The organism is Hydrogenophaga sedimenti, from assembly GCF_051857515.1.
GTDB lineage: Bacteria > Pseudomonadota > Gammaproteobacteria > Burkholderiales > Burkholderiaceae_C > Hydrogenophaga.
This window is the reverse complement of record NZ_JBPZHA010000013.1, coordinates 44,416-69,785: the sequence shown is the minus strand read 5'-3', so window position 1 is coordinate 69,785 and position 25,370 is coordinate 44,416. Positions and strand designations below refer to the sequence as shown.

At 66.7% G+C, this 25,370-nt stretch carries 26 protein-coding genes and 1 pseudogene; 10 read left to right on the top strand and 17 right to left on the bottom strand.

Annotated features, from left to right (window positions below; genetic code table 11):
* The 8 genes from ACS5NL_RS19335 (at position 1) to ACS5NL_RS19300 (ending at position 8,634) form a co-directional block, all read left to right on the top strand.
* Positions 1 to 786: a glycosyltransferase family 2 protein gene (locus ACS5NL_RS19335; RefSeq protein WP_439355608.1), complete on the top strand. Its 786-nt coding sequence runs from the start codon at positions 1 to 3 to the stop codon at positions 784 to 786.
* On the top strand, positions 783 to 1,541 hold the full coding sequence (locus ACS5NL_RS19330) for a class I SAM-dependent methyltransferase (protein WP_439355607.1): 759 nt from the start codon (positions 783 to 785) through the stop codon (positions 1,539 to 1,541). Before ACS5NL_RS19335 ends, ACS5NL_RS19330 begins: the two co-directional genes overlap by 4 nt.
* Entirely contained in the window at positions 1,538 to 2,716 is a 1,179-nt protein-coding gene (locus tag ACS5NL_RS19325; protein ID WP_439355606.1) for a cation:proton antiporter, read from the top strand. The genes ACS5NL_RS19330 and ACS5NL_RS19325 overlap by 4 nt, the downstream gene beginning before the upstream one ends.
* 774 nt (positions 2,717 to 3,490) lie before the next feature.
* Positions 3,491 to 3,865 (top strand): hypothetical protein, encoded by a 375-nt coding sequence (locus ACS5NL_RS19320; RefSeq protein ID WP_439355605.1) that lies wholly within the window; start codon positions 3,491 to 3,493, stop codon positions 3,863 to 3,865.
* Positions 3,862 to 4,533 (top strand): hypothetical protein, encoded by a 672-nt coding sequence (locus ACS5NL_RS19315; protein WP_439355604.1) that lies wholly within the window; start codon positions 3,862 to 3,864, stop codon positions 4,531 to 4,533. The genes ACS5NL_RS19320 and ACS5NL_RS19315 overlap by 4 nt, the downstream gene beginning before the upstream one ends.
* A 162-nt stretch (positions 4,534 to 4,695) precedes the next feature.
* Complete coding sequence (locus ACS5NL_RS19310; RefSeq protein WP_439355603.1) at positions 4,696 to 6,273, top strand: type IV secretion system protein; 1,578 nt, start codon at positions 4,696 to 4,698, stop codon at positions 6,271 to 6,273.
* A gap of 82 nt (positions 6,274 to 6,355) precedes the next feature.
* Positions 6,356 to 6,895: a hypothetical protein gene (locus tag ACS5NL_RS19305; protein WP_439355602.1), complete on the top strand. Its 540-nt coding sequence runs from the start codon at positions 6,356 to 6,358 to the stop codon at positions 6,893 to 6,895.
* Entirely contained in the window at positions 6,892 to 8,634 is a 1,743-nt protein-coding gene (locus ACS5NL_RS19300; protein WP_439355601.1) for a hypothetical protein, read from the top strand. Before ACS5NL_RS19305 ends, ACS5NL_RS19300 begins: the two co-directional genes overlap by 4 nt.
* A gap of 17 nt (positions 8,635 to 8,651) precedes the next feature.
* On the opposite strand, the gene ACS5NL_RS19295 is transcribed toward ACS5NL_RS19300, so the two are convergent.
* The 14 genes and pseudogenes from ACS5NL_RS19295 to ACS5NL_RS19230 form a co-directional block, all read right to left on the bottom strand.
* Positions 8,652 to 9,155, bottom strand: coding sequence for a hypothetical protein (locus ACS5NL_RS19295; protein ID WP_439355600.1), 504 nt, complete (start codon positions 9,153 to 9,155; stop codon positions 8,652 to 8,654).
* A 12-nt stretch (positions 9,156 to 9,167) separates the two neighbouring features.
* Complete coding sequence (gene fabG / locus ACS5NL_RS19290; protein WP_439355599.1) at positions 9,168 to 9,905, bottom strand: 3-oxoacyl-ACP reductase FabG; 738 nt, start codon at positions 9,903 to 9,905, stop codon at positions 9,168 to 9,170.
* Positions 9,906 to 9,912: 7 nt separating this feature from the next.
* A complete protein-coding gene (locus tag ACS5NL_RS19285) occupies positions 9,913 to 10,362 on the bottom strand; it encodes a hotdog family protein (protein WP_439355598.1) in 450 nt (149 codons plus the stop codon).
* Positions 10,356 to 11,141: a beta-ketoacyl synthase chain length factor gene (locus tag ACS5NL_RS19280; RefSeq protein ID WP_439355597.1), complete on the bottom strand. Its 786-nt coding sequence runs from the start codon at positions 11,139 to 11,141 to the stop codon at positions 10,356 to 10,358. The genes ACS5NL_RS19285 and ACS5NL_RS19280 overlap by 7 nt, the downstream gene beginning before the upstream one ends.
* A 20-nt stretch (positions 11,142 to 11,161) precedes the next feature.
* The gene (locus ACS5NL_RS19275) at positions 11,162 to 12,352 is read right to left on the bottom strand and encodes a beta-ketoacyl-[acyl-carrier-protein] synthase family protein (RefSeq protein ID WP_439355596.1); all 1,191 of its coding nucleotides are present in this window, start codon (positions 12,350 to 12,352) and stop codon (positions 11,162 to 11,164) included.
* A 65-nt stretch (positions 12,353 to 12,417) separates the two neighbouring features.
* Positions 12,418 to 13,218, bottom strand: a complete 801-nt coding sequence (locus tag ACS5NL_RS19270) for a polysaccharide deacetylase family protein (protein WP_439355595.1) — start codon at positions 13,216 to 13,218, stop codon at positions 12,418 to 12,420.
* Positions 13,215 to 13,856 (bottom strand): hypothetical protein, encoded by a 642-nt coding sequence (locus ACS5NL_RS19265; protein WP_439355594.1) that lies wholly within the window; start codon positions 13,854 to 13,856, stop codon positions 13,215 to 13,217. Before ACS5NL_RS19265 ends, ACS5NL_RS19270 begins: the two co-directional genes overlap by 4 nt.
* A complete protein-coding gene (locus ACS5NL_RS19260; protein WP_439355593.1) occupies positions 13,853 to 16,216 on the bottom strand; it encodes an MMPL family transporter in 2,364 nt (787 codons plus the stop codon). The genes ACS5NL_RS19265 and ACS5NL_RS19260 overlap by 4 nt, the downstream gene beginning before the upstream one ends.
* Positions 16,217 to 16,274: 58 nt before the next feature.
* A complete protein-coding gene (locus tag ACS5NL_RS19255) occupies positions 16,275 to 16,841 on the bottom strand; it encodes a LolA-related protein (RefSeq protein ID WP_439355592.1) in 567 nt (188 codons plus the stop codon).
* On the bottom strand, positions 16,841 to 17,761 hold the full coding sequence (locus tag ACS5NL_RS19250) for a lysophospholipid acyltransferase family protein (protein WP_439355591.1): 921 nt from the start codon (positions 17,759 to 17,761) through the stop codon (positions 16,841 to 16,843). The genes ACS5NL_RS19255 and ACS5NL_RS19250 overlap by 1 nt, the downstream gene beginning before the upstream one ends.
* Positions 17,758 to 19,402, bottom strand: a pseudogene (locus tag ACS5NL_RS19245) (AMP-binding protein). The gene ACS5NL_RS19250 and the pseudogene ACS5NL_RS19245 overlap by 4 nt, the downstream one beginning before the upstream one ends.
* Entirely contained in the window at positions 19,399 to 19,680 is a 282-nt protein-coding gene (locus tag ACS5NL_RS19240; RefSeq protein ID WP_439355590.1) for a phosphopantetheine-binding protein, read from the bottom strand. Before ACS5NL_RS19240 ends, ACS5NL_RS19245 begins: the two are co-directional and overlap by 4 nt.
* Before the next feature lie 16 nt (positions 19,681 to 19,696).
* A complete protein-coding gene (locus tag ACS5NL_RS19235; protein ID WP_439355589.1) occupies positions 19,697 to 20,956 on the bottom strand; it encodes a beta-ketoacyl-[acyl-carrier-protein] synthase family protein in 1,260 nt (419 codons plus the stop codon).
* Positions 20,953 to 21,198 (bottom strand): acyl carrier protein, encoded by a 246-nt coding sequence (locus tag ACS5NL_RS19230; RefSeq protein ID WP_439355588.1) that lies wholly within the window; start codon positions 21,196 to 21,198, stop codon positions 20,953 to 20,955. Before ACS5NL_RS19230 ends, ACS5NL_RS19235 begins: the two co-directional genes overlap by 4 nt.
* A gap of 170 nt (positions 21,199 to 21,368) precedes the next feature.
* On the opposite strand from ACS5NL_RS19230, the gene ACS5NL_RS19225 reads away from it, so the two are divergent.
* A complete protein-coding gene (locus ACS5NL_RS19225; RefSeq protein WP_439355587.1) occupies positions 21,369 to 22,097 on the top strand; it encodes a phosphatase PAP2 family protein in 729 nt (242 codons plus the stop codon).
* 93 nt (positions 22,098 to 22,190) lie between these two features.
* On the opposite strand, the gene ACS5NL_RS19220 is transcribed toward ACS5NL_RS19225, so the two are convergent.
* The 3 genes from ACS5NL_RS19220 to ACS5NL_RS19210 form a co-directional block, all read right to left on the bottom strand.
* The gene (locus tag ACS5NL_RS19220) at positions 22,191 to 22,886 is read right to left on the bottom strand and encodes a DUF599 domain-containing protein (protein ID WP_439355586.1); all 696 of its coding nucleotides are present in this window, start codon (positions 22,884 to 22,886) and stop codon (positions 22,191 to 22,193) included.
* 37 nt (positions 22,887 to 22,923) lie between these two features.
* Positions 22,924 to 23,478, bottom strand: a complete 555-nt coding sequence (locus ACS5NL_RS19215) for a flavodoxin family protein (protein WP_439355585.1) — start codon at positions 23,476 to 23,478, stop codon at positions 22,924 to 22,926.
* A 77-nt stretch (positions 23,479 to 23,555) separates the two neighbouring features.
* Complete coding sequence (locus ACS5NL_RS19210) at positions 23,556 to 24,257, bottom strand: pirin family protein (RefSeq protein ID WP_439355584.1); 702 nt, start codon at positions 24,255 to 24,257, stop codon at positions 23,556 to 23,558.
* Between the two features lie 150 nt (positions 24,258 to 24,407).
* On the opposite strand from ACS5NL_RS19210, the gene ACS5NL_RS19205 reads away from it, so the two are divergent.
* Entirely contained in the window at positions 24,408 to 25,355 is a 948-nt protein-coding gene (locus tag ACS5NL_RS19205) for a LysR family transcriptional regulator (protein ID WP_439355583.1), read from the top strand.
* The last annotated feature ends 15 nt before the right edge of the window (positions 25,356 to 25,370 follow it).

Sequence of the window (25,370 nt, the reverse complement as noted above, 5' to 3'; positions counted from 1 at the left end):
ATGACCGACCGATCCCCCAACGCCTCGACCACCCACCTGGTCCTGATCCCGAGCTACAACCCCGGCCCGGGCGTGCTGGAGACCGTGCGCCAGGCGCGCGCCCAGTGGACGCCGGTCTGGGTCGTGGTCGACGGCAGCACCGACGGCACCGACGAACTGCTGCGCGAAGAAACCGGGCGCGATCCTGGCCTGCGCCTGATCGTGCTGCCCGAGAACCGCGGCAAGGGATCGGCCGTGCTCGAGGGCATCGAATGGGCCGCGCGCGAGGGCTTCACGCACGCGCTGACCATGGACTCCGACGGCCAGCACCCGGCCGACCTGATCCCGGCCTTCATGGCGGCCTCGCAGCGCGACGCCGGCACCATGGTGCTGGGCAAGCCGGTGTTCGGCCCCGAGGCTCCGGCCCTGCGCGTGAACGGTCGCAAGGTGTCCAACGGCTGGGCCAACCTGGAAACGCTGTGGATGGGCGTGGGCGATTCGCTCTATGGTTTTCGCGTCTACCCGATCGCGCCGCTGGCGAAGATCATGCGCGGCAACCGCTTCATGCGCCGTTTCGACTTCGACCCCGAGGCCGTGGTGCGGCTGTGCTGGGCCGGCGTGCGGCCGGTCAACATCGATGCCCCGGTGCGCTATCTCAGCGCCGAAGAAGGCGGCGTGTCGCACTTCAAGTACCTGCGCGACAACACCCTGCTGACCTGGATGCACACCCGCCTGTTCCTGGGCTTCGTGCTGCGCCTGCCCGTGCTGATCTGGCGGCGCCTTGTCCGTCCGGGAGCATCGACATGAACACCACCTCCACCAAAGGCGCACTCAAGGACGACCCACGGCTGCGTCCGTACTTCCGCAGCGAGGACGAGCGCCGCCAGCTCACCCAGGCCATGTTCAACCAGGCGGCGGTCGGATACGACAGCGCCGAAGCCCTGACGGCGCTGGGCAGCGGCGCCTGGTACCGCCGCGAAGTGCTGCAGCGCAATGGCCTGTCCCCCGGCATGACGCTGGTCGACGTGGCCGCCGGCACCGGTCTGGTCACGGTGGCCGGCGTCGAGCTGGTCGGCCCGACCGGGCGGGTGATCGCGGTCGATCCCTCGCCGGGCATGCTGGCGGAGCTGCGCAAGAAGGTGTCGGTCGAGACCATCGAGGCCTTTGCCGAGGCCATCCCCCTGCCCGACGCACAGGCCGATTTCGTGTCCATGGGCTATGCGCTGCGCCACGTGAACGACCTGCAGCGGGTGCTGTCGGAATACCAGCGCGTGCTCAAGCCCGGCGGCAAGGTCTGCATCATGGAGATCAGCCGCCCGCGTGGCCGGGTGCTGCGCGGCCTGCTGCGGTTCCACATCTCCGTGCTGGTGCCACTGATGGCGCGCCTGACCGGACGCCACGCCGATGTCCAGCGGCTCTGGGCCTATTACGGCGACACCATCGAGGCGGCGCTGGACCCCGAGACCATCCTGGATGCCCTGCGGCGTGCCGGCTTCGACCAGACCGTGTGTTCGGTTTCGCTGGGCATCTTCCGAGAATACACCGGAGTGAAACCCACATGAACACCACCGAAATTTTCCTGATCGCGATGCTGATCATCTTCAGCCTGCCCTGGCTGGTCTGGCGCGTGTTCAACACCGACTACTTCGCGCCGCTGGTGGTGGTGCAGATCCTGATGGGCATCCTGCTGGGCCCGGGCCTGCTGGGCAAGTGGTCGCCCGAGTACTACCAGTTCGTCTTCACGCCGGCGGTCGTCCAGTCGCTCAGCGGCATCGCCTGGTGGGCGGTGATGCTGTTCGTGATGATCGCGGGCATCGAGCTCGACCTCGGCCAGGCCTGGAAACACCGGCGGGAAAGCGGCATCACCGCCGGGCTGGCGCTGGGCGTGCCGCTGCTGCTGGGCTGCGGTGCGGCGCTGGTGCTGCTGAAGTACCCGGGCTGGATCGGCCCCAAGGCGCTTGAATGGCAGTTCGTGGTCGGCATCGGCATGGCCTGCGCCGTGACCGCGCTGCCGATCCTGATCCTGCTGATGGAGAAGCTCGACATCCTGCGCCAGCCGCTGGGCCAGCGCATCCTGCGCTACGCCAGCCTGGACGACATCGCGATCTGGGGCGTGCTGGCGCTGATCCTGATGGACTGGAGCCGCATCGGCAAGCAGGCCGCCTTCCTGGTGGGCTTCATCGTGCTGGGCTGGGGCTTCCGCCGCCTGATGGCCTGGCTGCAGGAACGCGACCGCTGGTACGTGGCGCTGATCTGGCTGGCGCTGTGCGGTTTTGGCGCCGACTGGTCCGGCCTGCACTACATGGTCGGCGCGTTTCTCGCTGGCGCAATCATGGACGCGCACTGGTTCAACCAGGAAAAGCTCGACCAGCTGCGCCACCACGTGCTGCTGGTGATGATGCCGGTGTTCTTCCTCTCGACCGGCCTGCGCACCAACTGGGCCGTCGGCGGTGCCGAGGTGTTTGCCGCGGCCGCCTTGCTGCTGGTCGTGTCGGTGGTCGGCAAGCTGATCGGCATCCAGATCGCCGGCCGCGTGCTCGGCTGGGGCAAAGGCGAAGCCACCATCATCGGCTGGCTGCTGCAGACCAAGGCGCTGATCATGATCATCTTCGTCAACATCCTGCTGGACAAACAGATCGTCACCAGCGAGAGCTTCACCGCCCTGCTGCTGATGGCGGTGGCCAGCACCATGCTGACGGTGCCGGTGGTGGCGCCGCGGATGGCTCGCAAAATGTAACCAAATAGTGCAAGCCGCAAGCGCTACTTGCGGCGATTGACGGTAGCATTAGCACTTGTCGGCTACGGGCCGATGTGCAAGTGACCGGTGGCCCACCACCGGCACCAGGGGGCCGTCAATGAACTCAATCCGTCGAGAATCAGTGCGCGCGTGCGGGAACCGCTCGGGTTACCGCACGCCGTCGCTTGTGCTTCTTCGCGCAGCCAGACTCACCCCCTCTTACAAGATCGCCTGCGGACAACAGCCAGCGCTGTTGCCCGCAGGCTTTTTCATGCCTTTCATTTCATTGCATCAATGGGCTTCACGAGGGGTTTATTTTGAAACGCATGCAGCAGGAACAGACACTCTCGAATCGGGCAGCCATTCAACACAGACAACTGGGACTTTGGCGACCAGCAGGAATTCCGAAGTCGGTTTGGCAGCATAGAGGGGATCGTTGCGAGGGTAACTCCACCAGCCTTAGCGATGCATATGACCAGATGCAAAAAGGCATGAAAAGAAAGCATGCCAAAGAGATTGCTGGACGAACCCCTAAGACATCTGCACCAACCAGACCCCGGCACGACGATGGAGCAACAAATTTATCATCTGAATTTACTCCTGACTCCTCGAAAACAGAAAACCAAAAAAAAACGAACTCCCTATTGATGTCACAAACCGGCACACGACATCCAGCCCGAGTGAACATCCGATCAACTCACCAACGTAGCAAGACCCCGTCAATTTAGAGAAATCATTTTTTCAAACAACTCACTTTTCTTGCATCAGAAACGCATGAAACCTCATTTCGAAAGAGAGTCAATGATAAAAGCAGCCATTCAAAGACGACAATTCAACAATTACCTTCTCTCAAGCGCAGCCGCTATAGGTTTAACTGCTTGTGGTGGAGGCGGGGGCGGAAGCGACGCTCCAACTCTTCGAGAAGCATTCGACAGGCTACAGCCTGGGATGACAAAGAGGCAAGTCTATGAACTTGTGGGGCGCACTCCATCTTCAAGCTCAAGCACGATTTATCACTACAACGACGGTGCAGAACATCTCATTGTAAGTTTTGATGCTGATAGCACGAAAAACACCGATGACTTCATTCTCCGTGATGCTACTTGGAACATCATTGATGGAGAAAGAATTTTCAGGGGCTATCTATGATCAACTCAAGAAATTCGCTGCTTGCTGCCGCAGCCATCGTTGGCTCGCTTATTTGTCCTGCTGCGTACTCACAATGGGCCGTACATGATCAAGAAGCTGTTCAGCAACTTGAGAACATAAATCGAGTTGGCAAAGTTACCAGCGAAGATGCGGAGCTGCAAAAAGATCTAGTGGAAACCAGCAAAGCATTTCATGAGCTTGAAATTGCTGGTGAAGAGAAGGAAAAATATATAAAAAGCCTCGCAAGCTGCGGAGAGCGCAAGGTGAATACGATGTACTTTGACGCCTGTATTGGCCGAAGAAAGCTCGCAATCAATTCCTTGATGCAATACGACGTGCATCTGGACAAGATGAACAAGCACCTGGAAGCAATTAAAAAGCTACTTGAAAACTCGCGGAGCGTGGACGACGCTGCAGGCCAACTCCAACGGTATCAAACCGAAATCCAGGCCCGCCAGGCCCTGATGCTCGGCGAGGCAGCGCGGATGCAGGGTCTGATGCAGGCTTACAAGCGTCGCGATGAGCTGTATGCGCTGCAGATGAACGAGGCGCGCGAGGCGACGGTGAGCAAGCCGCCGGTGAACGACGAGGCAGGTGCCTCCAGGCCAACGGCCAAGGCGCCCGCGTTCCGCGTCATCAACATGAACAAGCCGTTCGACAAACAATAATTGGCTTCGACCAACAGGAGTAAGCATGGCCGATTGCACGGCGCTGGACGCTGCCAACTTCATCAGCAGTTTCGTCTCTGACGCAGGCGTTTTCGCGGGCCTGCCGCGCAGTACCAGAACGCGCTGAGTGACGCGTCTTTCTACTGCCGCCTGCGCGAGTACGTGATCGAAGATCAATTGCAGGGCATCTACCAGCACGGGGCTGCGCGCGAACTGGCCAAGGTCATCGGCGTCATGTCTTCGACCTTCGTGACGCTGTGGGTCATGGTGCAGGGTTTCAAGATCATCAATGGCACGATGCGCACGCCCATACTGGAACTGGGCTTCCAGGCGGCAAAGATGATCCTGGTCCTCAGCCTGATCTCGCTAACGCTGGCAAACACGCCGTGGATCACCGAGACAGTCACCAACTTCCAGGAGGCCATCGCTATCTTCCTAACCGGCACCTCGACGCCGATCGACAGCCTGATCGATTTCAACGTCGCCGCCACTTCGCTGATTGACCTGGTGGTGCAGGACGTGTCCGGCAAAAGCATGGGTGGTACCGGCGCCACACTGGGCGGCAGCAACACGCTCACGGCCGGCTGGCTGGGCCAGGCTGGCCCGGCGGTGACCGCCGCCACCTTGTTGATGATGGCCCGAGTCGCCATCGTGTTCGGCATCATGCTGTCGCCGCTGTTCCTGTTCTTCTCCATGTTCGAAAAGACCAACGGTCTGTTCTGGCAGTGGGTGAAGTACCTGCTGTCGATCTTTTTCGCGATGGCAGCGCTGAGCATCGTGACCGTGATCGCCCTGCAGGCCATGTCGCAGTATGGGTTCTTCGTGTTTCTCTCGATGCTGGTGAACCAGATGGACCCCGGCATATTCCGGGCACTACTGGTATCTGTCATCACCGGCACCCTCAGCGGCCCGGACGCCACAGTTGACGTGGGCGGCGGTCTGACACGGCTAGCGACGATGGGTGCGTTCTTCACTGGGTTGATCATGGCGGTGCCCGCCATCGTGATGACCTATTTCGGCGCGGCGATGAATCTGGCCGCCCAGGGCCTTGGCTCGATGATGGGAAACAGCCACCCACCGGCATCGGCTCCACAGGGTGCGTCACCGGGTGTCGGTGACACCCAGCAGCTCTACAACGAACAGCGTCTCGCACAGAGCAACTACGCCAACAACACTTCGTACGCCAATGTGGGCGGCAATTCGCCGTCGCTGTCGGCAGGCAACCAGACGCTGAACCAGCAGGCCATGCAGCACATCGCCTCGCGCAACTCGGAAGCGGCTCAGTATGGTCAGGCAGGAGGCGCCGTCACGGCTGCTCAGCGGCAGCCGATCGGCATGGCGAACGACACACGCTTCCAGTCTGGGCAAGGTGGACAAGGCAACCTGTCGATGGGCGCGCGGGAAAAGGCGGGAGCGTCCGACGTTCGGTTAAGCAACATTTCTGCGTCCTCGCAGGGCTTGCCATCGTCAACCGCAGCACAGGGCTCGGCCAGCATTGGCCACGATTCGGGTTCCTACAACCCGGCACAAGTAGGCTCGCAGCCAGCAGCAGCCCTACCCCCATCCTCCGGAGGCAATCCGACGCCGGTGCACGCGATGCCACCACCCGGTGCAGCACTGCCGCGCTCGACCAGCGAAGCACAAGTGATCGAAGTGCCGGCGCGGGTGGTCTCTTCCGCAGAACTGCGAGGCGCCGTGCGCCCGGGTTCCGCCCAGCAGGTCACCCGTCCGCAGCGCTGACACCATGACTTTCTTGCGAGGCGGCTCCATGCCGGGTCGGATCATGAGGCGCTTGATCTGGATACTTTTCGCGGGGCTACTCATGGGTGCACAGCTGGGGTGTAGCGACGAGCGACGGTTTGCGTTTCACGGCCTGGCCTACAACCAGGCTGTGGACATGCCCGATGTCGACATCCTCGACTGCACTTATGGCGATGGACTGGGAGCGCATACCCAGCACGAAGTGGACACCGGTCAAGCGAAGCGGGGTGAATGCGGAAACATGTCCGGAGACATGCCAATCGGTGACTTCCTGTACGTCAAATGGCGGAACAAGGCCACGGGCAAGCAATACGAGGACAGGGTCGATCTACGCAAACGCCTGCCTTCGGCCAAGGAGATGCAGGGCACCGAGATCTATTTCCTGATCGATGAGAACCAGCTGTATGTGTACCTGGTTCCTCCATACGATACGGAGACTAGGCTCAACTATCTGCCGCCGGGCAAACCGGCCAACGGGCCAGATAGCGTGTCCTTTTTGGACGTCAAGACTCTGTACCCCGATAACGCGCCACCGAAGGTGCGTGGCGGTTACCCCAGTGCGCGTGCAGCGCGTGAAGCCGCCGAGAAGGCCGCGCCGTGAGCGAGGTGGTCAAACACCTGAATGACGCCGAGCGAGCAAGCCTTGGCGCCCAGGTCGAGACCCTCGCACGCGCGCCGGCACCGCGGGTGGACGCACGCTCCGGCGAGCAGTTCGTGTTCGTGGCCCATTTCGACGGCACCAACAACGACAAAGACGACCTGAAGCGGTCGGGCAACCCGCTGCCCACCAATGTGGCCGAACTCTGGTCACAGATGAAGCCGCTCGAGACGGGCAATCACAACTTCAAGACACACTACTACCGGGGTGTTGGCACCGATCCCGGCGCCAAAGGGGTTGCGGATGCGCTCGCGCCCACAGCAGAGATGAAGGACACGGCACACAAGGCCTACCAACACTTTGAGAGAGAAGCATCAGAATGGTTGCGGGCTCACCCCGAAGCCAGCCCTGCGGACTCTCTGAAGGTCATGGCCACCGCCTTCAGTCGCGGTGGCGGCACGGCAGCGGTGTTCAGTCAGTTGCTCTACGAGAGAGGGCTCAGCGACCCGAAGACTGGCAAGACCCTCGCACCTCCCGGCCAGCTCGGTCTGGTCGGCGCCATGGTCTACGACCCGGTGACCACCGGCTACGACGGCAACAGCGCTTTCTCGCCGACCTCGAAGAACATCACGGTGGTGCGCGCGCAAAACGAATACCGAGAGTGGTTCAAAGGCGTGGACCACACCCGCCATCCCGGCGCCACCACCGTCGAGGTCGTGGGCAACCACTGCAACATCGGCGGCGGTCACGACCATGGCATCGCCGCCCGGGTCCTGGAAGCTTCGACCGAATGGTTCAAGAAAAGCGGCCTGCCGATCGCGGATGTCCGTGCGCAGAGCCGCTATGACGGCCGGGCCACGATTTACCACGAGCGCGACATCCCCTATACAAACGACGTCTCCCGGGTGAGCCGCAGCCCGGTCGCCCGCGTGGTGTCACCCCTGGGATCGGTAGTGGTCGATGCCGCGGCCCGCGCCGCAGACTACCCGGTCACCCACGACCCTCGACAAGGCCTGGACGCGAAGCGTCAGCTGGCTCCGACAGCGCTGGAAGAAGTCACGCGGAAATCCGATGGCTGGAAGCTGTTTCACAGCGCGAGCGGCGCGGTATGGCGCAAGACCTATCCGGGCGACGGCGGGCAATCGGTGACCGCAGTCATGGTCGAGCGACGAGAACAGGGACCACCACCGGGCCAGATCGATTTCCACCTGATGCAGGACGACGGACAAGGCCACACCAAAAACCTTCTGCGCCGCACGCTTCCACCCACAAGCGGAGAGCACTTGCGCCATTCGCTCGACCAGCGACTGACACCGCCGGCTTACCCCGAACCCATGCGGGTGCAAGAAGGTGCCAGGGCTGCCGCCCATCCCAACGCCGATCAACGCGCCACCGCAGAACAGTTCAAGGAGCAGCTGGGACCGCGTCTGCAGCAGTTGGGCATGAGCGAGAAACAGGTGAAGACACTGGCTGCCGCTTCGGTCGCACTGCAGACACAGCACGCGAATCAAGGCAAGGCTTCTGCGTTCAGACTCAGTAAGGACGCGAGCACCATCGCAATGCAGCAGGAACGTCCTCCGCTGCGTGAAATCCAGGTGGTCCATGCCTTGGGTCAGGCGGAGCAATCCCACTGGCAAACCGCCGCGCAGGCCATGACAACCGCAAAAGCTGTCGAACCTCAGACCGGGATGGTCTCAGCGACAGCACCCTCCCGGAAACAGTCTGCGACCAGGGTAGCGTGAACCCGCGGGCCTCGGGCTCAGTTCTTGCCGCAGCCCACCCGCTGCACCGTGATCGCCCCCATCACCGTCACGCCCTTGGCGGCGTTGTCGCCGCTCATGACGGTGGTGCCGGTGAGGGCCGAGGCGAGCTGGGCGTTGCATTGCAGCTTGATGTCCATGCCGCCCATGACGTTGACGGCGGCGCGCAGGCAGTACCAGCCGTTGGGGTTGAGCAGCTCCAGTTCGGAGCCGCCCATCACGTTCACGCCGGGCTGCACCACGACGAGCACCGGGAAGTCGGTCGCCTCCCGGTCGGAGATCGACGGCCCACGCCCCATCACGCGCACCGAACCCGAAACGGTGCGCAGCGGCGGTGTGTCGGTGAAGGGGTGCTGTCCCCAGGCGCGCATGCAGGAGCGCGCGGCCGTCATGACCTCATCGTCGGCCGCAAGGGCCGGCGCCGCAGCGAGCAGACCGGCGGCCAGCATCAGACCCGAAAACGCCACCGACCCGCGTGGCCGTGAAGATGTCGTCTGTGCCATGCGCCAGCCTCCTCAGATCATTGCGCCGTTGATCGAAATCACCTGCCCGGAAATGTAGGCGGCCTGGTCCGACGCCAGGAAGGCCACGAGATGGGCCACCTCGGCCGGCTGGCCGACGCGCTGCATGGGCACCATGCGCTTGACCGCGTCGGCATCGAAGCTGCCTTCGATCATGCTGGTGGCGATCAGCCCGGGCGCGACCACGTTGACGGTCACGCCGCGGCTGGCCAGTTCCAGCGCCAGCGATTTGCTGGCCGCGTGCAGCGCACCCTTGGCGGCGGCGTAGTTGACCTGCCCGCGGTTGCCGGCCACCGCGGCGACCGAGGACACGCTGACGATGCGGCCCCAGCGCGTGCGCATCATGGGCATGGTCAGCGGCTGGGTGACGTTGAAAAATCCGCCCAGCGAGACATCGAGCACGCGGTCCCACTGCTCGCCGGTCATGCCGGGGAACACCGCATCGTCATGGATGCCGGCGTTGTTGACCAGGATCTGGATCGGCGCGGCCTCGACCAGCGCTTCCAGCGCCGCCGCAGTGGCCGCACGGTCCGTGATGTCGAAGGCCACGGCTTCCGCGCTGCCACCGGCTGCCAAGATCTTTTCGACCAGGGCCAGCGCCTTGTCCAGGCCACGGTTGGCGTGCACGATGACGTGGTGGCCGTCGGCCGCGAGGCGTTCGCAGATCGCGGCGCCGATGCCGCCGCTGCCGCCGGTGACGAGCGCACGGCGGCGCTTGGTGTCGGTGTTCATGGATGGTTCAAAGAGACTGTGCGTCCAGCACGACGGACGCGCGGCCTTCGAGCAGGCAGCGTTCGCCGCAGTGGACGGAGAACTGATAGAGGATCAGGCGCGCATCGCCCGACTGGCGCTCGGCCGTCACGCGCAACGGGCCGGACTGGCCGTCGAGACGGTCGGTGTGCAGGCTCAGGCCGCGCACGCTGGTGAGGTAGCCCTGGGTGGGCGCTGCGTCGCTCTGCGCCAGCAGCGCGCCGTGCACCGCCATCGCCTGCGCCGCGTATTCCACGCCATTGGCAGCGCCCAGCCGGCCAGCGTCGCGCAGCGGGTTCGCCGGATCGTGGTGGTTGACCGCCTCGCAGACGATGCGTTGCCCGTCCCATTCGACCACCCGGTCCAGCAGGCACATGCTGCCCTGGTGCGGAATGTGGGCGGCGATCCAGCCGTGGTCCAGCGCGACCGTGTTCAGCATGGACGCCATTCCACGTTCAGCTGCATGGGTGCGAGGTAGTCCAGCGCCACCACTCCGGCCTCGCCACAAGCAACCCGCCGCAGCAGCGGCAGGGCGCGCATGGCCGGGATAGCGCCGCGCAGCGTTTCCAGCGAAGCGTCGGCCAGCGGCTCGGCCGCATCCGTCGTCGGTGCCACCGTGATCGCGCCCAATGCACCTTCGGCACTCGGCGAGAGCAGCAGCGCCACGGCCCCGCAGTCGGGCGTGTCGCGCTTGGCGTGCAGCGGTGCGGGGTATTCGCTGTCGTAGGCGATCAGCAGCACCGGCTGGCCGTCGACCGCCACCTGCGCCAACGCGTCCAGCAGGCCGGCGCCGAAGCTGGCGTCGTAGGCGCCGATCACCTGGCACGGCGCCATGCTGCGGGTCGCGATGCCCCAGTAGCCGGCCGCCGCGTTGTGCACCGAGTTGTGGAAGCGGGTCGGCGAAATCTGGCGGTCCTCGCCGGCGAGCTGTTCGCACAGCGCGTGGCAGTTGTGGCCGTCGGCACCCGAGGCGGCAAACACGGTGGCCAGCGTCGAGGCGTCAGCACCCGCCTGCTTTACGGCCTCGAGACCCGCGCCGAGCGAGAGCTTGATGACGCGGCTGGCGCGGCGCCGTTCGGCGGGCGGCAGCAGCTCGGGCACCGGCAGCACCGTTGGCGCCGGCTGATGCGGTTGCTCGCCACGCAGCACGGCGGCGGCGCTGGTCCAGTCGGGCAGGCCGGGCGCGATCAGGCCGACGCCGGTCACGTAAGCGGTCATGGGTGATACCTTGCTCTGGCTCATTGCGCCACCCCCAGCACCAGGGAGCAGTTGCTGCCCCCGAAGCCAAACGAATTGCTCAGCGCGCGGCGCAACGGCCGGTCTTCCCCGTGCAGCTGGTAGCGGATCGGTATCGACGGATCGAGCGCGCCCGTGCCCGGGCTGCCGGGCAGGCGGCCATCGGTCAGCGCCATCGCGCAGATCAGGGCCTCGATCGCGCCGGCCGCACCCAGCGTGTGGCCGGTTGCGCCCTTGGTCGAGTTGCCCGGCACGCGGTCGCCGAACAGCGCGGCCACCGCCTTGCCCTCGGCGGCGTCGTTGGCCGGCGTGGCGGTGCCGTGCAGATTGATGTAGTGAATGTCGGCGGTGGTCAGACCGGCCGAGCGCAGCGCCGCTTCCATCGCCAGGCGCGCGCCCAGACCTTCGGGGTGCGGCGAGGACATGTGGTACGCGTCGCTCGACTCGCCCACGCCCAGCAGCATCACCGTGCCCGGCGCGGGTGTCGCCTGGCGCTCCAGCAGCGCGAAGGCCGCGCCCTCGCCAATCGAGATGCCGTCGCGGGCCGCGTCGTAGGGGCGACAGGGGTTCTTCGAGGTCAGCTGCAGCGAGGCAAAGCCGTACAGCGTGGTCAGGCACAGCGTGTCGACGCCACCGACGATGGCCGCATCGATCGTGCCCAGCGCGAGCTGGCGTGCTGCGGCGGCGAACACCTTGGCGCTGGACGAGCAGGCGGTGGAAATCGCCATCGCCATGCCGGCCAGACCGAAGTAGTCGCGCGTGAACTCGGCCAGTGAGAAGGCGTTGTGCGTCGTGCGGTAGTGAAAGTCGTCGGGCAAGGCGCCGGTGGCCGGGTCGCGGCGACGGTAGGCCAGCTCGGTCTGCAGGATGCCGGCGGTGCTGGTGCCCAGAAACACGCCCACGCGGTCGGCGCCATACCGGTCTGCTGCCTCGCGCACCCGCACTGCAAAGCCGTCGGCCTCCAGCCCCATCATGGTCAGGCGGTTGTTGCGGCAGTCGTAGCGCGACAGTGCGTCGGGCAGCCGCTGCTGGTCGACGCCCGCCACCTCGCCGATCCAGGTGTCGAGCTGCACGGACTCGAAGGCACAGGGCGCGAGCCCCGACCGCTCGGCCCGCAAGGCCTCGCGGTTGGGCGCAATGCCCTGCCCGAGGCAGGTGGTCAGGGTGTAGGCGGAAAGCGCAAGCGGGGTCACGGTGGGCTTCGTTGGCGAGAGGAATGGATCAGTGTAGGGGATCGGTCTGGCGCCGCGCACCCGGGTCAGGTCAGCGATTGTTGCAAGGTGACCGGCCGCAAACCCTGCGCGCGCAGCGTCTCCAGCAACACCGGCAAGGTGCTCAGCAGCACCGGCCGGCCGTCGGGCGCGAGCGCGGCGTGCCCGTCGTGCATCAGCAGGATGTCGCCCGGGCCGAGACCGCGCGTCAGGCGCCTCAACACCTGCTCGGGCCGGCCGTCGCGCGTGTCGTAAGGGCGGCGGGTCCAGGCGGCGAGCTGCAGGTCCAGACTGGCCAGCACCGGATCGAGAAAGGGGTTGCGCAGGCCGGCGGTCGGCCGGAAGAACAGCGGTGCCTGCCCGGTGATGTCACTGAGCGTGGCCTGGGCCGCGGCAATGTCGGCGCGCATGCGGCCCGGGCCGAACAGCGAGAACAGGTTGGAGTGCGAGTCGCCGTGGTTCTCGACGCGGTGGCCACGCGCCACGATTTCGCGGCACAGCGCCGGGTGTTGGCGGGCGCGCCAGCCGATGCAGAAGAAGGTGGCCCTGGCTTGCGCGGCATCCAGCAGGTCGAGCACCCGCGGCGTGACCTCCGGGTCGGGGCCGTCGTCGATGGTCAACGCAATCTCGCGACGGGCCTGGGCCGCGGCCGGCAGGCGGGTCATGTTGGGCCCGAGCAGCGAGGTCCGTGGCAACAGGCCGGCGACCGTGATGACCGCGTGGTTGGCCACCAGGGCGCCCACGGCCCAGGGCCAGAGCGAAGGCGCCGCCAGCGTGCCGACCGCGGCACCCGCGTGCAGCACGGCCGAGGCCTTGAGGGCCGGGGACGGTGACCAGGGGCGGCTCATGCGCGGACGGGAAAGTGGCCCTGATCGAGGAACTGCTGCCACAGCGGCAGCCAGGCCGACCAGTCGTGGTCGCCCGGCACCACCTCACAACGCGGCAGCGGCAAGTGCCGCGCCAGCAGGCCCATGCCATCGGCAAAGCGGTCGCGGTCGCCATAGCCCATGAACATCGGCACGGCCTTGGGTGGCGATTGCAGCCAGTGCCACAGGCGCACGTCGGGGTCGCTCATCTGGTCGTCACCGGCGATCCATTGCGCCAGCCCGCCAGCCCGCACGATGGCGTTGGTGGTCAGGCGGCCGCCCGCATACGGCGCCAGCAGGCACAGGCCGTCGACCGCCCCCACCTGCCCGGCCCAGCACGACAGCGCCAGCTGGCCGCCGCGCGAGATGCCACCGAGCCAGACCTTGCGGTAGCGCTGGCGTGCCGGCGCCAGCCATTCGGCTTCCAGCGTGCGCAGCGCGATGCGGTTGTCGGCGCCTTCGGCGTGCAGGTCGGGCGCGACCAGATCGAGCGACAGCCGCCGCTCGGCCAGCGCCCCGAACAGGCCCGCCTGCACCATGTGCTGCGGCGTCATCAGGGCGCCCGGCAGCATCAGCAGCAGACTGTCTCCGCCCTGGATCAGCTGCTCGGCCGGATTCACACCGCGGCCTTTGCGGAAATGTCCGAAGGCCTCGGGTACACCAGCACCATCGACAGCAGCAGCGCCAGCAAGGCGCCGGGCCCGACCGTGATGCCCACCGCCTGCAGCACCGGCACGCTGGAGCTGGCCAGGGTGCCGAAGCCGATCACCGTGGTCAGCGTCGCCACCGACATCGACAGCAGCGTGCCACCGTCCAGCGGTTCACCGCCCTCGGGACGGTCCAGGAACAGCGCGTAGTTCGAGCCCACCGCCACGATCAGCAGCAGCCCGACCAGATGCAGCAGGTGCAGCTTCACGCCCGCAAGATGCAACGCGGACATCACAAGGCCCACCGCCAGCGCCAGCGTGAACAGCACGCGCGCCAGCCGTTTGACCGAGCGCAGCGACACCGCCAGCAGGATCGCGATGGCCAGCACGCCCATCAGCGACAGCTTCGCCGCTTCGTGCACGTAGGTGCCGTAGAGCGATTCGAACTCGGTCTTGAGGTCGACGAACAGCGCACCGCTGCCCGCCAGCGCCTGTTCGAGTTGCGGCGCCGGAATCGAGGCCTCGTGCGCATCGGCCGCCGGGCGCAGCGGCAGCATGACCGTCCAGCCGCCGTCCTTGCCATGCAACAGCATCGAGTCGACCGCCAGCGCCAGCGCGCTGCCTTCGAGGTCGCTGCGGCGCATCACGCCCGCGCTGCGCGCGGCCTGCACATCGGCGATGAAGGGTTCGAGCTTGGCGGCCGACAGCGGTGCGTCGACCAGTGCCTTCTGCAGCCGGGCACGCAATTCGTCGGCCGCGGGCAGGCTGTCCAGCCGCTGCTGCTGCTGCTTCGCACTCGGCAGGAAGCGGGCCGGCGAGTCGTAGCCACCAATCACGCCCTGCTCCACCAGCGCATCCAGGCGCGCGCCAGCGCGTTCGGCCGCCTGCAGCGCACCTTCGGCGTCGGGCGCGGTGACCGTGACCAGATAGCGCGCATCGGGCGCGGCCAGGTCCGAGCGCATGCGCATGTCGGCGGCAGCCTCGGCCGGCGTGACCGACGACAGCGCCGACAGGTTGGCGTCCCACAGGCCGTCGCGCTCCTTCCAGAGATAGGCCGACACCGCCACCGCGACCGCCACCGCGGCCCAGCGGGCGCGGTGCGCCTGTCCGAGCAGCGCCACGAAACCCTTCACCCAGCGACCGTGCTCGGGCACCTTCAGGCCGGGGCCGGTCAGCGACGGCAGCACGAAGCGCGTGACCATGGCCGCCGTCACCACACCGGTGAGCGCGTACAGGCCCAGCTGCGCCAGGCCCGGGAAGCCGGAGAACAGCAGCGCGCCGAAGCCGATGGCGGTGGTCATCACGCCCAGGCGGATCGTGGGCCAGAACACCCGGCGCCACTGGTCCACCCCCTGGTGGCCCGCCTGCACGAAATAGTAGATCGCATAGTCGACCGCCTCCCCGATCAGCGCGGAGCCGAAACCGACCGTGACCCCGAACACCGTGCCGTGCACCAGACTGACCATCACGATGCCGGCCAGCGTGCCGCTGAGCACCGGGATCAGGCCGAGCGCCAGCAGCTTGAACGACCGGTAGATCCAGAACAGCACCAGCCAGATCGCGATCGAGCTGATCATCGACAGCCGCTTGGCTTCGCGCGCGATCGTCTCGCGCGACTGCACCGCGAACTGGCCGGGGCCGGAGAGTTCCATGGTCACGGCCGTGTGGCCGCTGGCCTTGGTCGCCTGCGAGAACGCCGCATGCACCTTGTCGATCGCCAGGGCCTGGCCGTCGGTGTCGGAGCCGAGCACCCGGGTCTGCAGCAGCAGCATGGCGCGCTCGCCGTCGCGCGAGGCCCAGACGCCACCGCGCACCTGCGGCTGCACGCCCGGGTTGAGCTGGCCGATGATGGCCATCACCTCGCCGGTCGGGTCGCGCGCCAGAAACGGCTTGAGCAGCATGCCGGCCGGCGACGACAGCAGGTCGATGGTGTCGGTCACGGCGGAACGCAGCCCGTCTTCGGTGAAACGCTCCGGGTTCACGGCCGGGCTGAGCGCATAGCGGTGCGCCAGCAGCCGGTCGCGCTCGCCTTCCAGACCACCAGCTTCCCCGTTCTGCACCGAAAGAAAATCGCCGTCGGCCGCGAGCTGCTTGCGCATCTCGCGCGAGACGGCGGCACGCTGCGCCACATCACCACCGCCCACCGACACCATCAGCAGGCGCGACACGGTGCCGTCCTGCAGCTGGCCCACCAGCGCACGCTGCTCGGCGCTCGGGTGGGTCGGCAGGAAGAACGACATGTCGGCGGTGAACCGGCTGTGGCGGACCACAGCCAGGCCGGCCAGCATCAGCGCCAGCCAGATCAGGAAGACACGGACAGCGGACGATCTCATTCAAAAACCTCCGTCCGGCGGACTGCGGTGCGAGCCCCTTCGGGCAGCCGTGCGTGGCTCATTGAACTTCGATCGGCTCGATGGTGATCTCCGAGCGGTCGCCGTCGACCTGCAGGTACTCGATGCGGCGCACCTGGCTCTTGCTGCCGCTGACCGTGATGCGCTTGAGCAGGCCGGAAATGGTCGGATCGCTGGGCACCAGGGTCAGCACCCAGCGCGCGGCCTCGCCTTCGAGCTTGAGCGAATAGTCCTGCTCCAGCACCTTGCGGTTGCCCGCCAGCGTGCTGCGGATGCTCTCGACAAAAGCCTGCGCCTCGGGGCGGTTGGCCAGGTTGATGGTGAACTTGCGCTTGTCGCGCTCCAGGCTGAGCATGTCCTTGTCCAGCACCATGGTCTCGGGCTTGGGCAGCAGGGTGCGTTTTTCCAGCCGGTCGGGCGGGCTGTAGATCATCTCGCCGCTGGCCTGCAGCGGCTTGTCCAGCAGCGCCACGTGGCGCGTCTCGACGAACTTCGCCCGGCCGCCCTTCTGTGCCGCCAGGTCGGTCATCAGCTGATCGATGTCGTAGGCGGCCAGCGCACTGGTCATCCATCCCAGACCCAGCAGGGCCAGCACAAAGCGTCGCATCATTTTTTCTGCCAGAAATCGAAGAAGTTGAACCAGTTGTACGGAGCTTGGTGGCACAGGGCGGCCAGGCTGTCGGCATAAGTCTGCACCGCCTGCCGGATCGCGGCGTCGCGGCCGCCGCGTTCGACCTGGGAAAAATCGGTCAGCGGCACGAAATGCAGTTCGTAGCGGTTGCCGCCGAGATACAGCCCCGCCATCAGGTAGACCGGGCGCCGCAGCATCGCCGCCATGCGCCACGGCCCCAGAGGGAAAGACGCCGGTGTGCCCAGGAAGTTCACCTCGATGGTCGCGTCGTCGCTGAGCGAGCGGTCGGCCAGCATGCCCACCAGATAGCCCTCGTCGAGCTTGTCGCGGGCCTCCAGCATGGACTCCATCTGGCCGAGCGAAATGATATCTTGCATCGCCTTGGGGTTGATGGCCGCCAGCGTCGCGTTGAGTTTGCGGGCGTTCTGCTCGTACATCATCATCGCGACCTTCAGCCCGGCCTTGCCCCGGCCCATCGCGCGCAGCACCTCGAAACTGCCCAGGTGGGCACCCATGAGCAGTGCCCCGGGTTGCGTCCTGGCCGCCTCGATCATCTGTTCGCCACCGTGCACCTCGATGTCGAACACATCGAAGCGGTCGTTGAGCAGGTAGATGCGGTCGTGGATGGTGCTGGCGAAACTCAGCACATGCCGGTAGCCGTCGCGCCAGCCGGCCCAGCGGCCCAGCACCCGGTGCAGGTAGTCGCGGCTGGCACGCCGCGCGGCCGGTGCGAACAGCACGAAATAGGCGGCGATGCCGTGCAGCACGATGCGCCCGACCTGGCGGCCGAAGGACAGCGAGATCCAGACCATGAGGCGCAGGATCGCGAGGTTGCTGCGCTCCTGACGCCGCATCCACTCGGGCTGGGCGTCGGGCGTTGGACGTTCGGTGCTCATGGGGAAGGAGGCAGCAGGCTGCCGGTGGCGACTTCGCGCTCGCCGCATTGCACCGAGAAGGCCAGGCCACCACGCGCGCCGTCGCGCAGCGAGAACCGCAGTTCGTCGTGCGGGCCGCAGGGGCTGAGAAACTTGGCCTGCGTCACCTGCCAGCCGCTGGCGGGCGCGCCGGACCACTCGACCGCCAGCTGCATCACCCGGTCCAGCAGCACGACACCCGGCACGATCGGATGGCCCGGAAAATGGCCGGCGAACGCCGGATGTTCTGCCGGTACGCGCCAGTCGCGCTCAAACGTCGCCATGCACGCCTCCGTCGATGACGTGCTGGCGGTACAACTCTTGTAGCGTCGCGCGCATCAGCTTGCCGGTGCTGTTGCGCGGCAAGGCATCGACAAACACCAGCGGGCGCGGCAGGAACACGCGGTCGATGCGCTGGCGCAGCGCCGACAGCAGCTCTTTCGAGGCCACGCCCGGCGCCACCACGAAGGCCGTCAGCCGCGTGATGCCGTCGCTGTCGTCGTCGGCACCATCGGGCAGGAAGAATGCGCCATCGCGCACGCCGTCGATGGCGCAGAGCTGGTGGTTGAGGTAAGCCAGCGAGCTGCGCTTGCCGGCAATGTTCACCAGATCGGCGTGGCGCCCGTGCAGCAGGAAGCGGCCGCCGTCCTGCAGTTCGATGATGTCCGACAGCGCCACGCGGCCTTCGACATGGCCTTCGCTGGCGTAGGTCGTGTCGTTCTCCTGGCTCAGGACCACGCCCGGCAGCAGTTGCCAGGCCGGGCCGTCGGTGGTGCGCCGGCAGGCCAGCTGGCCCGACTCGGTCGAGCCGTAGATCTCGTGCACCGGCGCGCCGCCGTGCTGTTCGACACGCGCGGCCAGCTCGGCGCCCAGCGGCGCCGTCGCCGACAGGCAGATGTCCAGCGCCGGCCAGTCCAGCCCGGAGCCCAGCAGCGCCGACAGGTGGTACGGCGTCGTCACCAGCATGCGCGGGCGCGGCACCGCGGCCAGCGCTTCGACCACATCCTGCGGATAGAAGGGCTTGCCGCTCCAGAAGCTGCAGCCGCCATGCAGTGCGAGCAGGAAAGTCGATTCGAAGCCGTAGCTGTGCTGCACCGGCACCGTGCCGACCAGCACATGCGGCTGGCGGTCCAGCCCCAGCCCCGCGGCTTCCGCGCGGCCGTTCTGCACCAGCCGGCCCCAGGTCTTGGCCTGCGCCTGCGGCAGGCCGGTCGAGCCGGAAGTGAACAGGATCGCGACCACGCGCTGCTCGTCGATCTCCGGCACCGCATCGACCGACGGGCGGGCCAGCGTGGACAGGTCGGGGAACGCGTGGCTGGGCAGGCCAGCCACATCCAGCGCGCTGTCGACCACGGCAAAACAGCCCGGGTGGTCGATCGCCAGGCGCTGCAGCGTCTCGGCCGATTGCGACGAGGGCTGCAGGCTGACCTTGCCGGTCAGCAGGCAGGCCGCGAACAGCACCGCAAAGTGGTAGCGGTCCTCACACAGGTTGAGCACGTCGCCACCGGCCGGCAGCGTCGCGGCCAGCGCATGGGCATCGGCGAGGAATTCGCGCACCCGCACCGGGCCGGTGGGGCGCCAGGCCAGGACGTCGTCGAGTCCGTGGCCGCTGATCAGCTTCATTTGGTGCGCTGGCTGGCGATGTGCTCCGACAGCGAACGCAGGGAGGCGAAGATCTTGACGTTGTTTTCGTTGTCCGACTTCAGCTGGAAGCCATAGTGCTTGGAGATCACGAGAGAGATCTCCAGCATGTCGATCGAGTCCAGGCCCAGGCCTTCGCCGTACAGCGGATCGTCGGCCCGAATCTCTTCGGGTTTGACGTCGAGGTTCAGGGCTTCGACGATCAGCGCGGCGACCTCGCCCATCAGGGTATCGAGGGAAGTTTGCGGTGCTTGGGACATGGTCGGTCTCTCGGAATCAGTGGGTGGGTGCAGCACGGAACGCCAGCACGGCGTTGCTGCCCCCGAAGGCGAACGAATTGGACACGGCGGCCTTGAGCGGCACGCCGTCACGGCCTTCGAACACATGGTCGACACCCGCGCAGGCCGGGTCGAGCCGGCCCTGCAGGTGCGCGGTCGGCGGAATCGCCTGTTCGCGCAGGGCCAGCACGGTGGCCAGCGCCTCGATCGCGCCGGCAGCACCCAGCAGGTGGCCGTGCATGGACTTGGTCGCGCTCACGGCCAGGCCGGCGGCCTGGTCGCCGAACACCTGACGCAGGGCCGACACTTCGACCGGGTCGCCTTCGACCGTCGCGGTGCCATGGGCATTCACATAACCGACCTCGGCCGTGTCCATGCGCGCATCGGCCAGCGCCGCGCGCAGAGCGCGGGCCTGGCCATCGGCCTCGGGCCGCACCAGGTGGCTGCGGTCGCAGCTGGCGCCATAACCGACGATCTCGGCGTGGATGCGGGCGCCGCGCGCCACCGCGTGGTCCCAGTCTTCCAGCACCATGGCCGCTCCGCCCTCGCCCAGCACCAGACCCGCGCGGTCGGCGGAAAACGGGCGGCAGGCCATGTAGGCGGTCTCGGTGTTGCCGGGCGCGACCAGCCTCATCGCTTCCCAGGCCTTGGCCACGCCATAGGCCTGCGTGGCGTCGGAGCCGCCGGTGATCGCCACCGTGGCCTCGCCGTCGCGCACACGGCGGAAGGCTTCGCCGATCGCGACCGTGGAAGAAGCACAGGCCACGGTGTGGCTCATGCTGATGCCGCCCAGACCCAGCTGGATCGACAGATGGGCATTGACCGCGTTGTTCATGCCGAAGATCACCGACAGCGGCGACAGGCGCTCCCGGCCGTTCTGCCACATGTCGCGGTAACCCTTCTCGAACGCCAGGATGCCGCCCAGCGCGGTGCCCCAGATGCAGGCCCAGTCGTTGCGCAGCGCGGGGTCGGCGGCCTGTCGTTCCAGCCCGGCGTCCAGCCAGGCGTCGAACGCGGCCGACACGCCCAGGTGGGCGAAACGCTCCATCATGCCGGCCAGGGGCTTGCCCAGCGCGGCATTGGCATCGAATTCGTGGCAGTTGACGAAGGGCATCGCCAGCGGACGCGGCTTGTCTTCGGTCTGCAGAAAGCGCACCGCCGAACGGCCGGCCAGCAGATGACCGAAGAAGGCGTCAACACCGCCTCCGTACGGGCTCACGATGCCGAGGCCCGTGATGGCGACCCGGCGGCTGCTCATGAGCGCGCGGCTTTGGCGGCCTGCAGCGAATCGATCAGCGCGACCATGTCGCCCACGGTCTTGGGCACGGTGACGTTGGAGCCGATCGAGATGCCCAGCCGGTCTTCGGCCTCGAACATCAGCTCGGCCAGCATCAGGGAGTCGACCCCCAGATCGGCCAGCACGGCCTCATGCACCACCTGTGCCGGATCGGCACCGAGGCGCTCCTGGAGAAATTGGCGGATCAGTTCGGTCGATTGCATGGCATACATTTCATGGCTGGCAGCTTGCCGGACCCTGGCACCGAAAAAACGGAGCCTCCCGATGGACCCAAGGCCTGCACGAAGCCCGGCGCAGACCGCCGAACGTCACTTTTTGAAAGCTTTTGATTGTACAACCCGCACCTCGGGGAACCCGGTTCCCGACCCGCACCATGAGCCCTGCGCCGAGCAATCCGTCCACCGGGCAGGGTAGCCTCGCTCCCGGGCTGCGGACCCCTCCCGGCGCGGGCGCCCCGGCCGCGAACTGGAGGAGCCGGGTCTGGCAGCGCATCCTGTACCGGACGCTGCTCAAGACGGTGGGCACCAGCCTGTTCATGTTCGTGTTCTTCCGGGCCTACTTCGCCCTGCTGGAGAACCCGCGCGGCACGCCGACGGTCATGCCCGAGATCTGGCTGGACCACTGGGTGGCGTTCACGCCGGCGGCCTTTCCGATCTACCTGTCGCTCTGGGTCTATGTGTCGCTGGCGCCCGGGCTGATGGGCAACCTGCGGGCACTGATCTGGTTCGGCGTCTGGGTGGGTGCCATGTGCCTGGTGGGTCTGGGCATCTTCTGGTGGTGGCCGACCCAGACCCCCACCTTCGCCATCGACTGGGCACAACACCCGGGCCTGTCGCTGATCAAGGGCGTGGACGCGGCGGGCAACGCCTTCCCGTCGCTGCACGTGGCCTCGGCGGTGTTCAGTGCCTGCTGGCTGCACCGGGTCCTGCGCCAGATGCAGTCGCCGCGCGTGACGCTGTGGCTGTCCGCGGCCCTGTGCGTGGGCATCGCCTGGTCGACCATGGCCACGCGCCAGCATGTGGCGCTGGATGTGCTCAGCGGCGCGGTGCTCGGCCTGGTGTTCGCCGCGGCCTCCCTCTGGCACATCCGCCGCACCGACTGAGCGCGGGGGCTCAATCGGTCCGGCGCCGGGCCGCCCCAAGCCGGACCCGCCCCTCGGAGGGCAGCGACCCGCGCAGCGGCGGAGCGCGGGGGCTCAATCCCGCAGGACGCGCAGCACGTCGGAGTGGAATTCGCGGCCGTAGAGGATGGCGACCACCACCACCGTGCCGGCCACCATCACCAGCGGCGAGATGAACCAGGCCAGCGCGGCAAACGAGAAGTAGTAGGCGCGCAGCCCGTCGTTGAAGGTTTCGGCCGCGGCGCCGACCATGGCGGCCGCGCGGTCGGCGTACTGCACCGGGTCGAACTTGCCCGAGCGGAACTCGTCGGGTGGTGGCATCGCGCCGATCACCAGTGCCACGAATGTGTACTGCCGCATGCACCACGAGAAGCGGAAGAACGAGTACACGAAGATGCTCACCAGCACCAGGATCTTGAACTCGAAGACGATCAGGGGCGTGGCCTGCGCGAACGGGATCTCGCTCATCAGCTCGGTCGCCTTGTCGGTCGTGCCCAGCAGCGCAAAGAGACCACCGATGATCAGGATCGAGGTCGACGAAAAGAACGCCGGCGTGTTGGACAGCGTCTGCGTGATCAGGCCGTCGAGCATGCGCGGATCGCGCATCGCGGCCTGCTTCATCCAGTAGCTGCGGTAGCGGTTGGTGGTCACCAGCAGCGAGGAGCGGCGCTGCCCCAGCACCTTGGCGAACCAGGCGTAGCCGATCCAGAGCGAAAAAAAGCAGACCAGCGCCAGCCAGTCTGCCCAGGGGAGGATCGAGAAGATCTTCATGGACCGGATGTTAAACATCCGGCCCGGAGAATCCCGTTCAGCCCTTGAATTTCGCCGCCAGGGAGGCCACGCGCTCGCCGAACTTCTGTGCCGTGTCGATGTCGCCTTGCGGGATCTTGTCGGCACCGGCGTCCGAAGGCGCCTGCACCAGCAGACCCACCGAGCCGCCGAGGTTGTTCACGTCGTTGCGGGTGGAGGCCAGCGCGTTGGCGGGCGGGAAGCCCAGGCTGATCCACAGGCCGCCGTGCTGCGAGGCCAGCGTGTTCAGGTAGGCCAGGGTCTGGCCCTTGTCGCCGTTGAGGCTGGCGCTGCACGAGAAACCGGCGAAGAACTTGTCCTGCCAGGCGCGGGTGAACCAGGCCTTGGACGAGGCGTCGGCGAACTTCTTGAACTGCCAGCTCGGGCCGCCCATGTAGGTCGGCGTGCCGAAGATGATCGCGTCGGCCGCGCCCAGGGCAGCCCAGTCGGCTTCCGACAGGTTGCCATCCGCATCGATGGGCAGCAGGTCGGCGCCAGCGCCTTGCGCAACCACCTGGGCGATGCGCTGGGTGTGACCGTAACCCGAGTGATAGACCACAACTACTTTTGCCATTTTTCGGACTCCTGAGTGAAAGCGCAGAGCGCGCGGGGTTGTGAAGAGAAAAAGAAGGAGAGAGGAAGCCGGCGCCGTCAGGCTGCCAGATCGAACACCAGCACCTCGGCGTCCTGGCCGTGCTCCAGTGCAATGAGGCTCTCGTCGGCCAGCAGCGCGGCGTCGCCGCCATTCAGGCGCTGGCCGTTGACGTCGAGCGCGCCGCGAACCAGGTGCACATAAGCCTTGCGCGCAGGGTCGATCGCCAGCTCGGCGCGCTGCTCGCCATCGAACAGTCCGGCGTGCAGCGTGGCATCGGCGTGGATGGTGACTGACCCTTGCGCACCGTCGGGGGAGGCCACCAGGCGCAGGCGCCCGGTCTTCTCCGCCGCATCGAACGCCTTCTGCTCATAGCCGGGCTCGATGCCCTGCCGGGACGGCTCGATCCAGATCTGCAGGAAGTGCGTCACGCTGTCCGGCGCATGGTTGAACTCGCTGTGCCGCACACCGGTGCCGGCGCTCATGCGCTGCACCTCGCCCGGCGGGATGCCCTGGACGTTGCCCATGCTGTCCTTGTGCGCCAGGTTGCCCTGCAGCACGTAGCTGATGATTTCCATGTCGCGGTGACCGTGGGTGCCGAAACCGGTGCCCGGGGCAATCCGGTCTTCGTTGATCACGCGCAGGTTGCCCCAGCCCATCCATGCCGGATCGAAATAGCCCGCGAACGAGAACGAGTGGTGGCTCTTGAGCCAGCCGTGGTCGGCATAACCACGGTCCTGGGAGCGTCGGATCTGCAGCATGGTGAGGTCTCCTGTGTTGGGCCAACTCTTGGCTGGCATGGACATCATTGTGGGCAGCCCTGCCCGGCAGCGGGCCGCACCGGATTGATGGCTTCATTCAATCCATTTGAATGAAAATACCGCCATAACCCCTTCCCAAACGGTGACACCATGGCCTCTTCCACCCCCCGCTCGGCGCTTTCCCCGGAAAACCTGGGGCTGCTGGAGGCCGTGGCCCGCCTGGGCAGCATGGCGGCGGCGGCGCGCGAACTGGGCATGGTGCCCAGCGCCCTGACCTACCGTGTCCGCCAGATCGAAGACGCGCTGGACGTGCTGCTGTTCGACCGCAGCGCACGCCGCGCCCAGCTCACCCCTGCTGGCGCCGAGTTGCTGCGCGCGGGCCAGTACCTGCTGGACGAACTGGACGCCGTGGCGCAGCGCGTCAAGCGCGTGGCCACCGGCTGGGAACCTCAGCTGACGATCGCGACCGATGCGGTGATGGCGCGCGGCACACTGTTCGAGCTCTGCGAAGCCTTTTACGCCACCGGTGCGCCGACGCGGCTGAAGATCCGCGCCGAAACGCTCTCGGGCACGATGGAGGCGCTGCAGGGTGGCCTGGCCGACCTGGCCCTGGGCGTGTCGGCCGAGATGAGTCTGCCCGACATCCAGATCGCGCCGCTGGGCCAGTTGCGCTTCGTGTTCGCGGTGGCGCCGCACCACCCGCTCGCGGCGATCGAACACAGCATCAGCGACGACGAAATCCGGCCGCACCGCGCGGTGGCGGTGGCCGACAGCACGCAGCGCGGCGCCGGCCAGTCGTTCAACATCCTGCCGGGGCAGGACGTGCTGACCGTGCCGACCATGTTGCACAAGCTCGAAGCGCAGCTGCGCGGCCTGGGCTGCGGTTTTCTGCCGCTGCCGCTGGCGCAGCCCTACATTTCCGCCGGCCATCTGGTGGTCAAGTCGGTTCAGCGGCCCAACCACGTGTTCCGCGTCGGCTACGCCTGGCGGCGGGCCCGCAGCGGCGCCGACACCGGGCAGGCCATGCGCTGGTGGCTCGACCAGTTGCAGCACCAGACGACCCGCGACGCACTGCTGGAAAACCATCACGTGGGTTGAGCCGGCGCAAGCCGG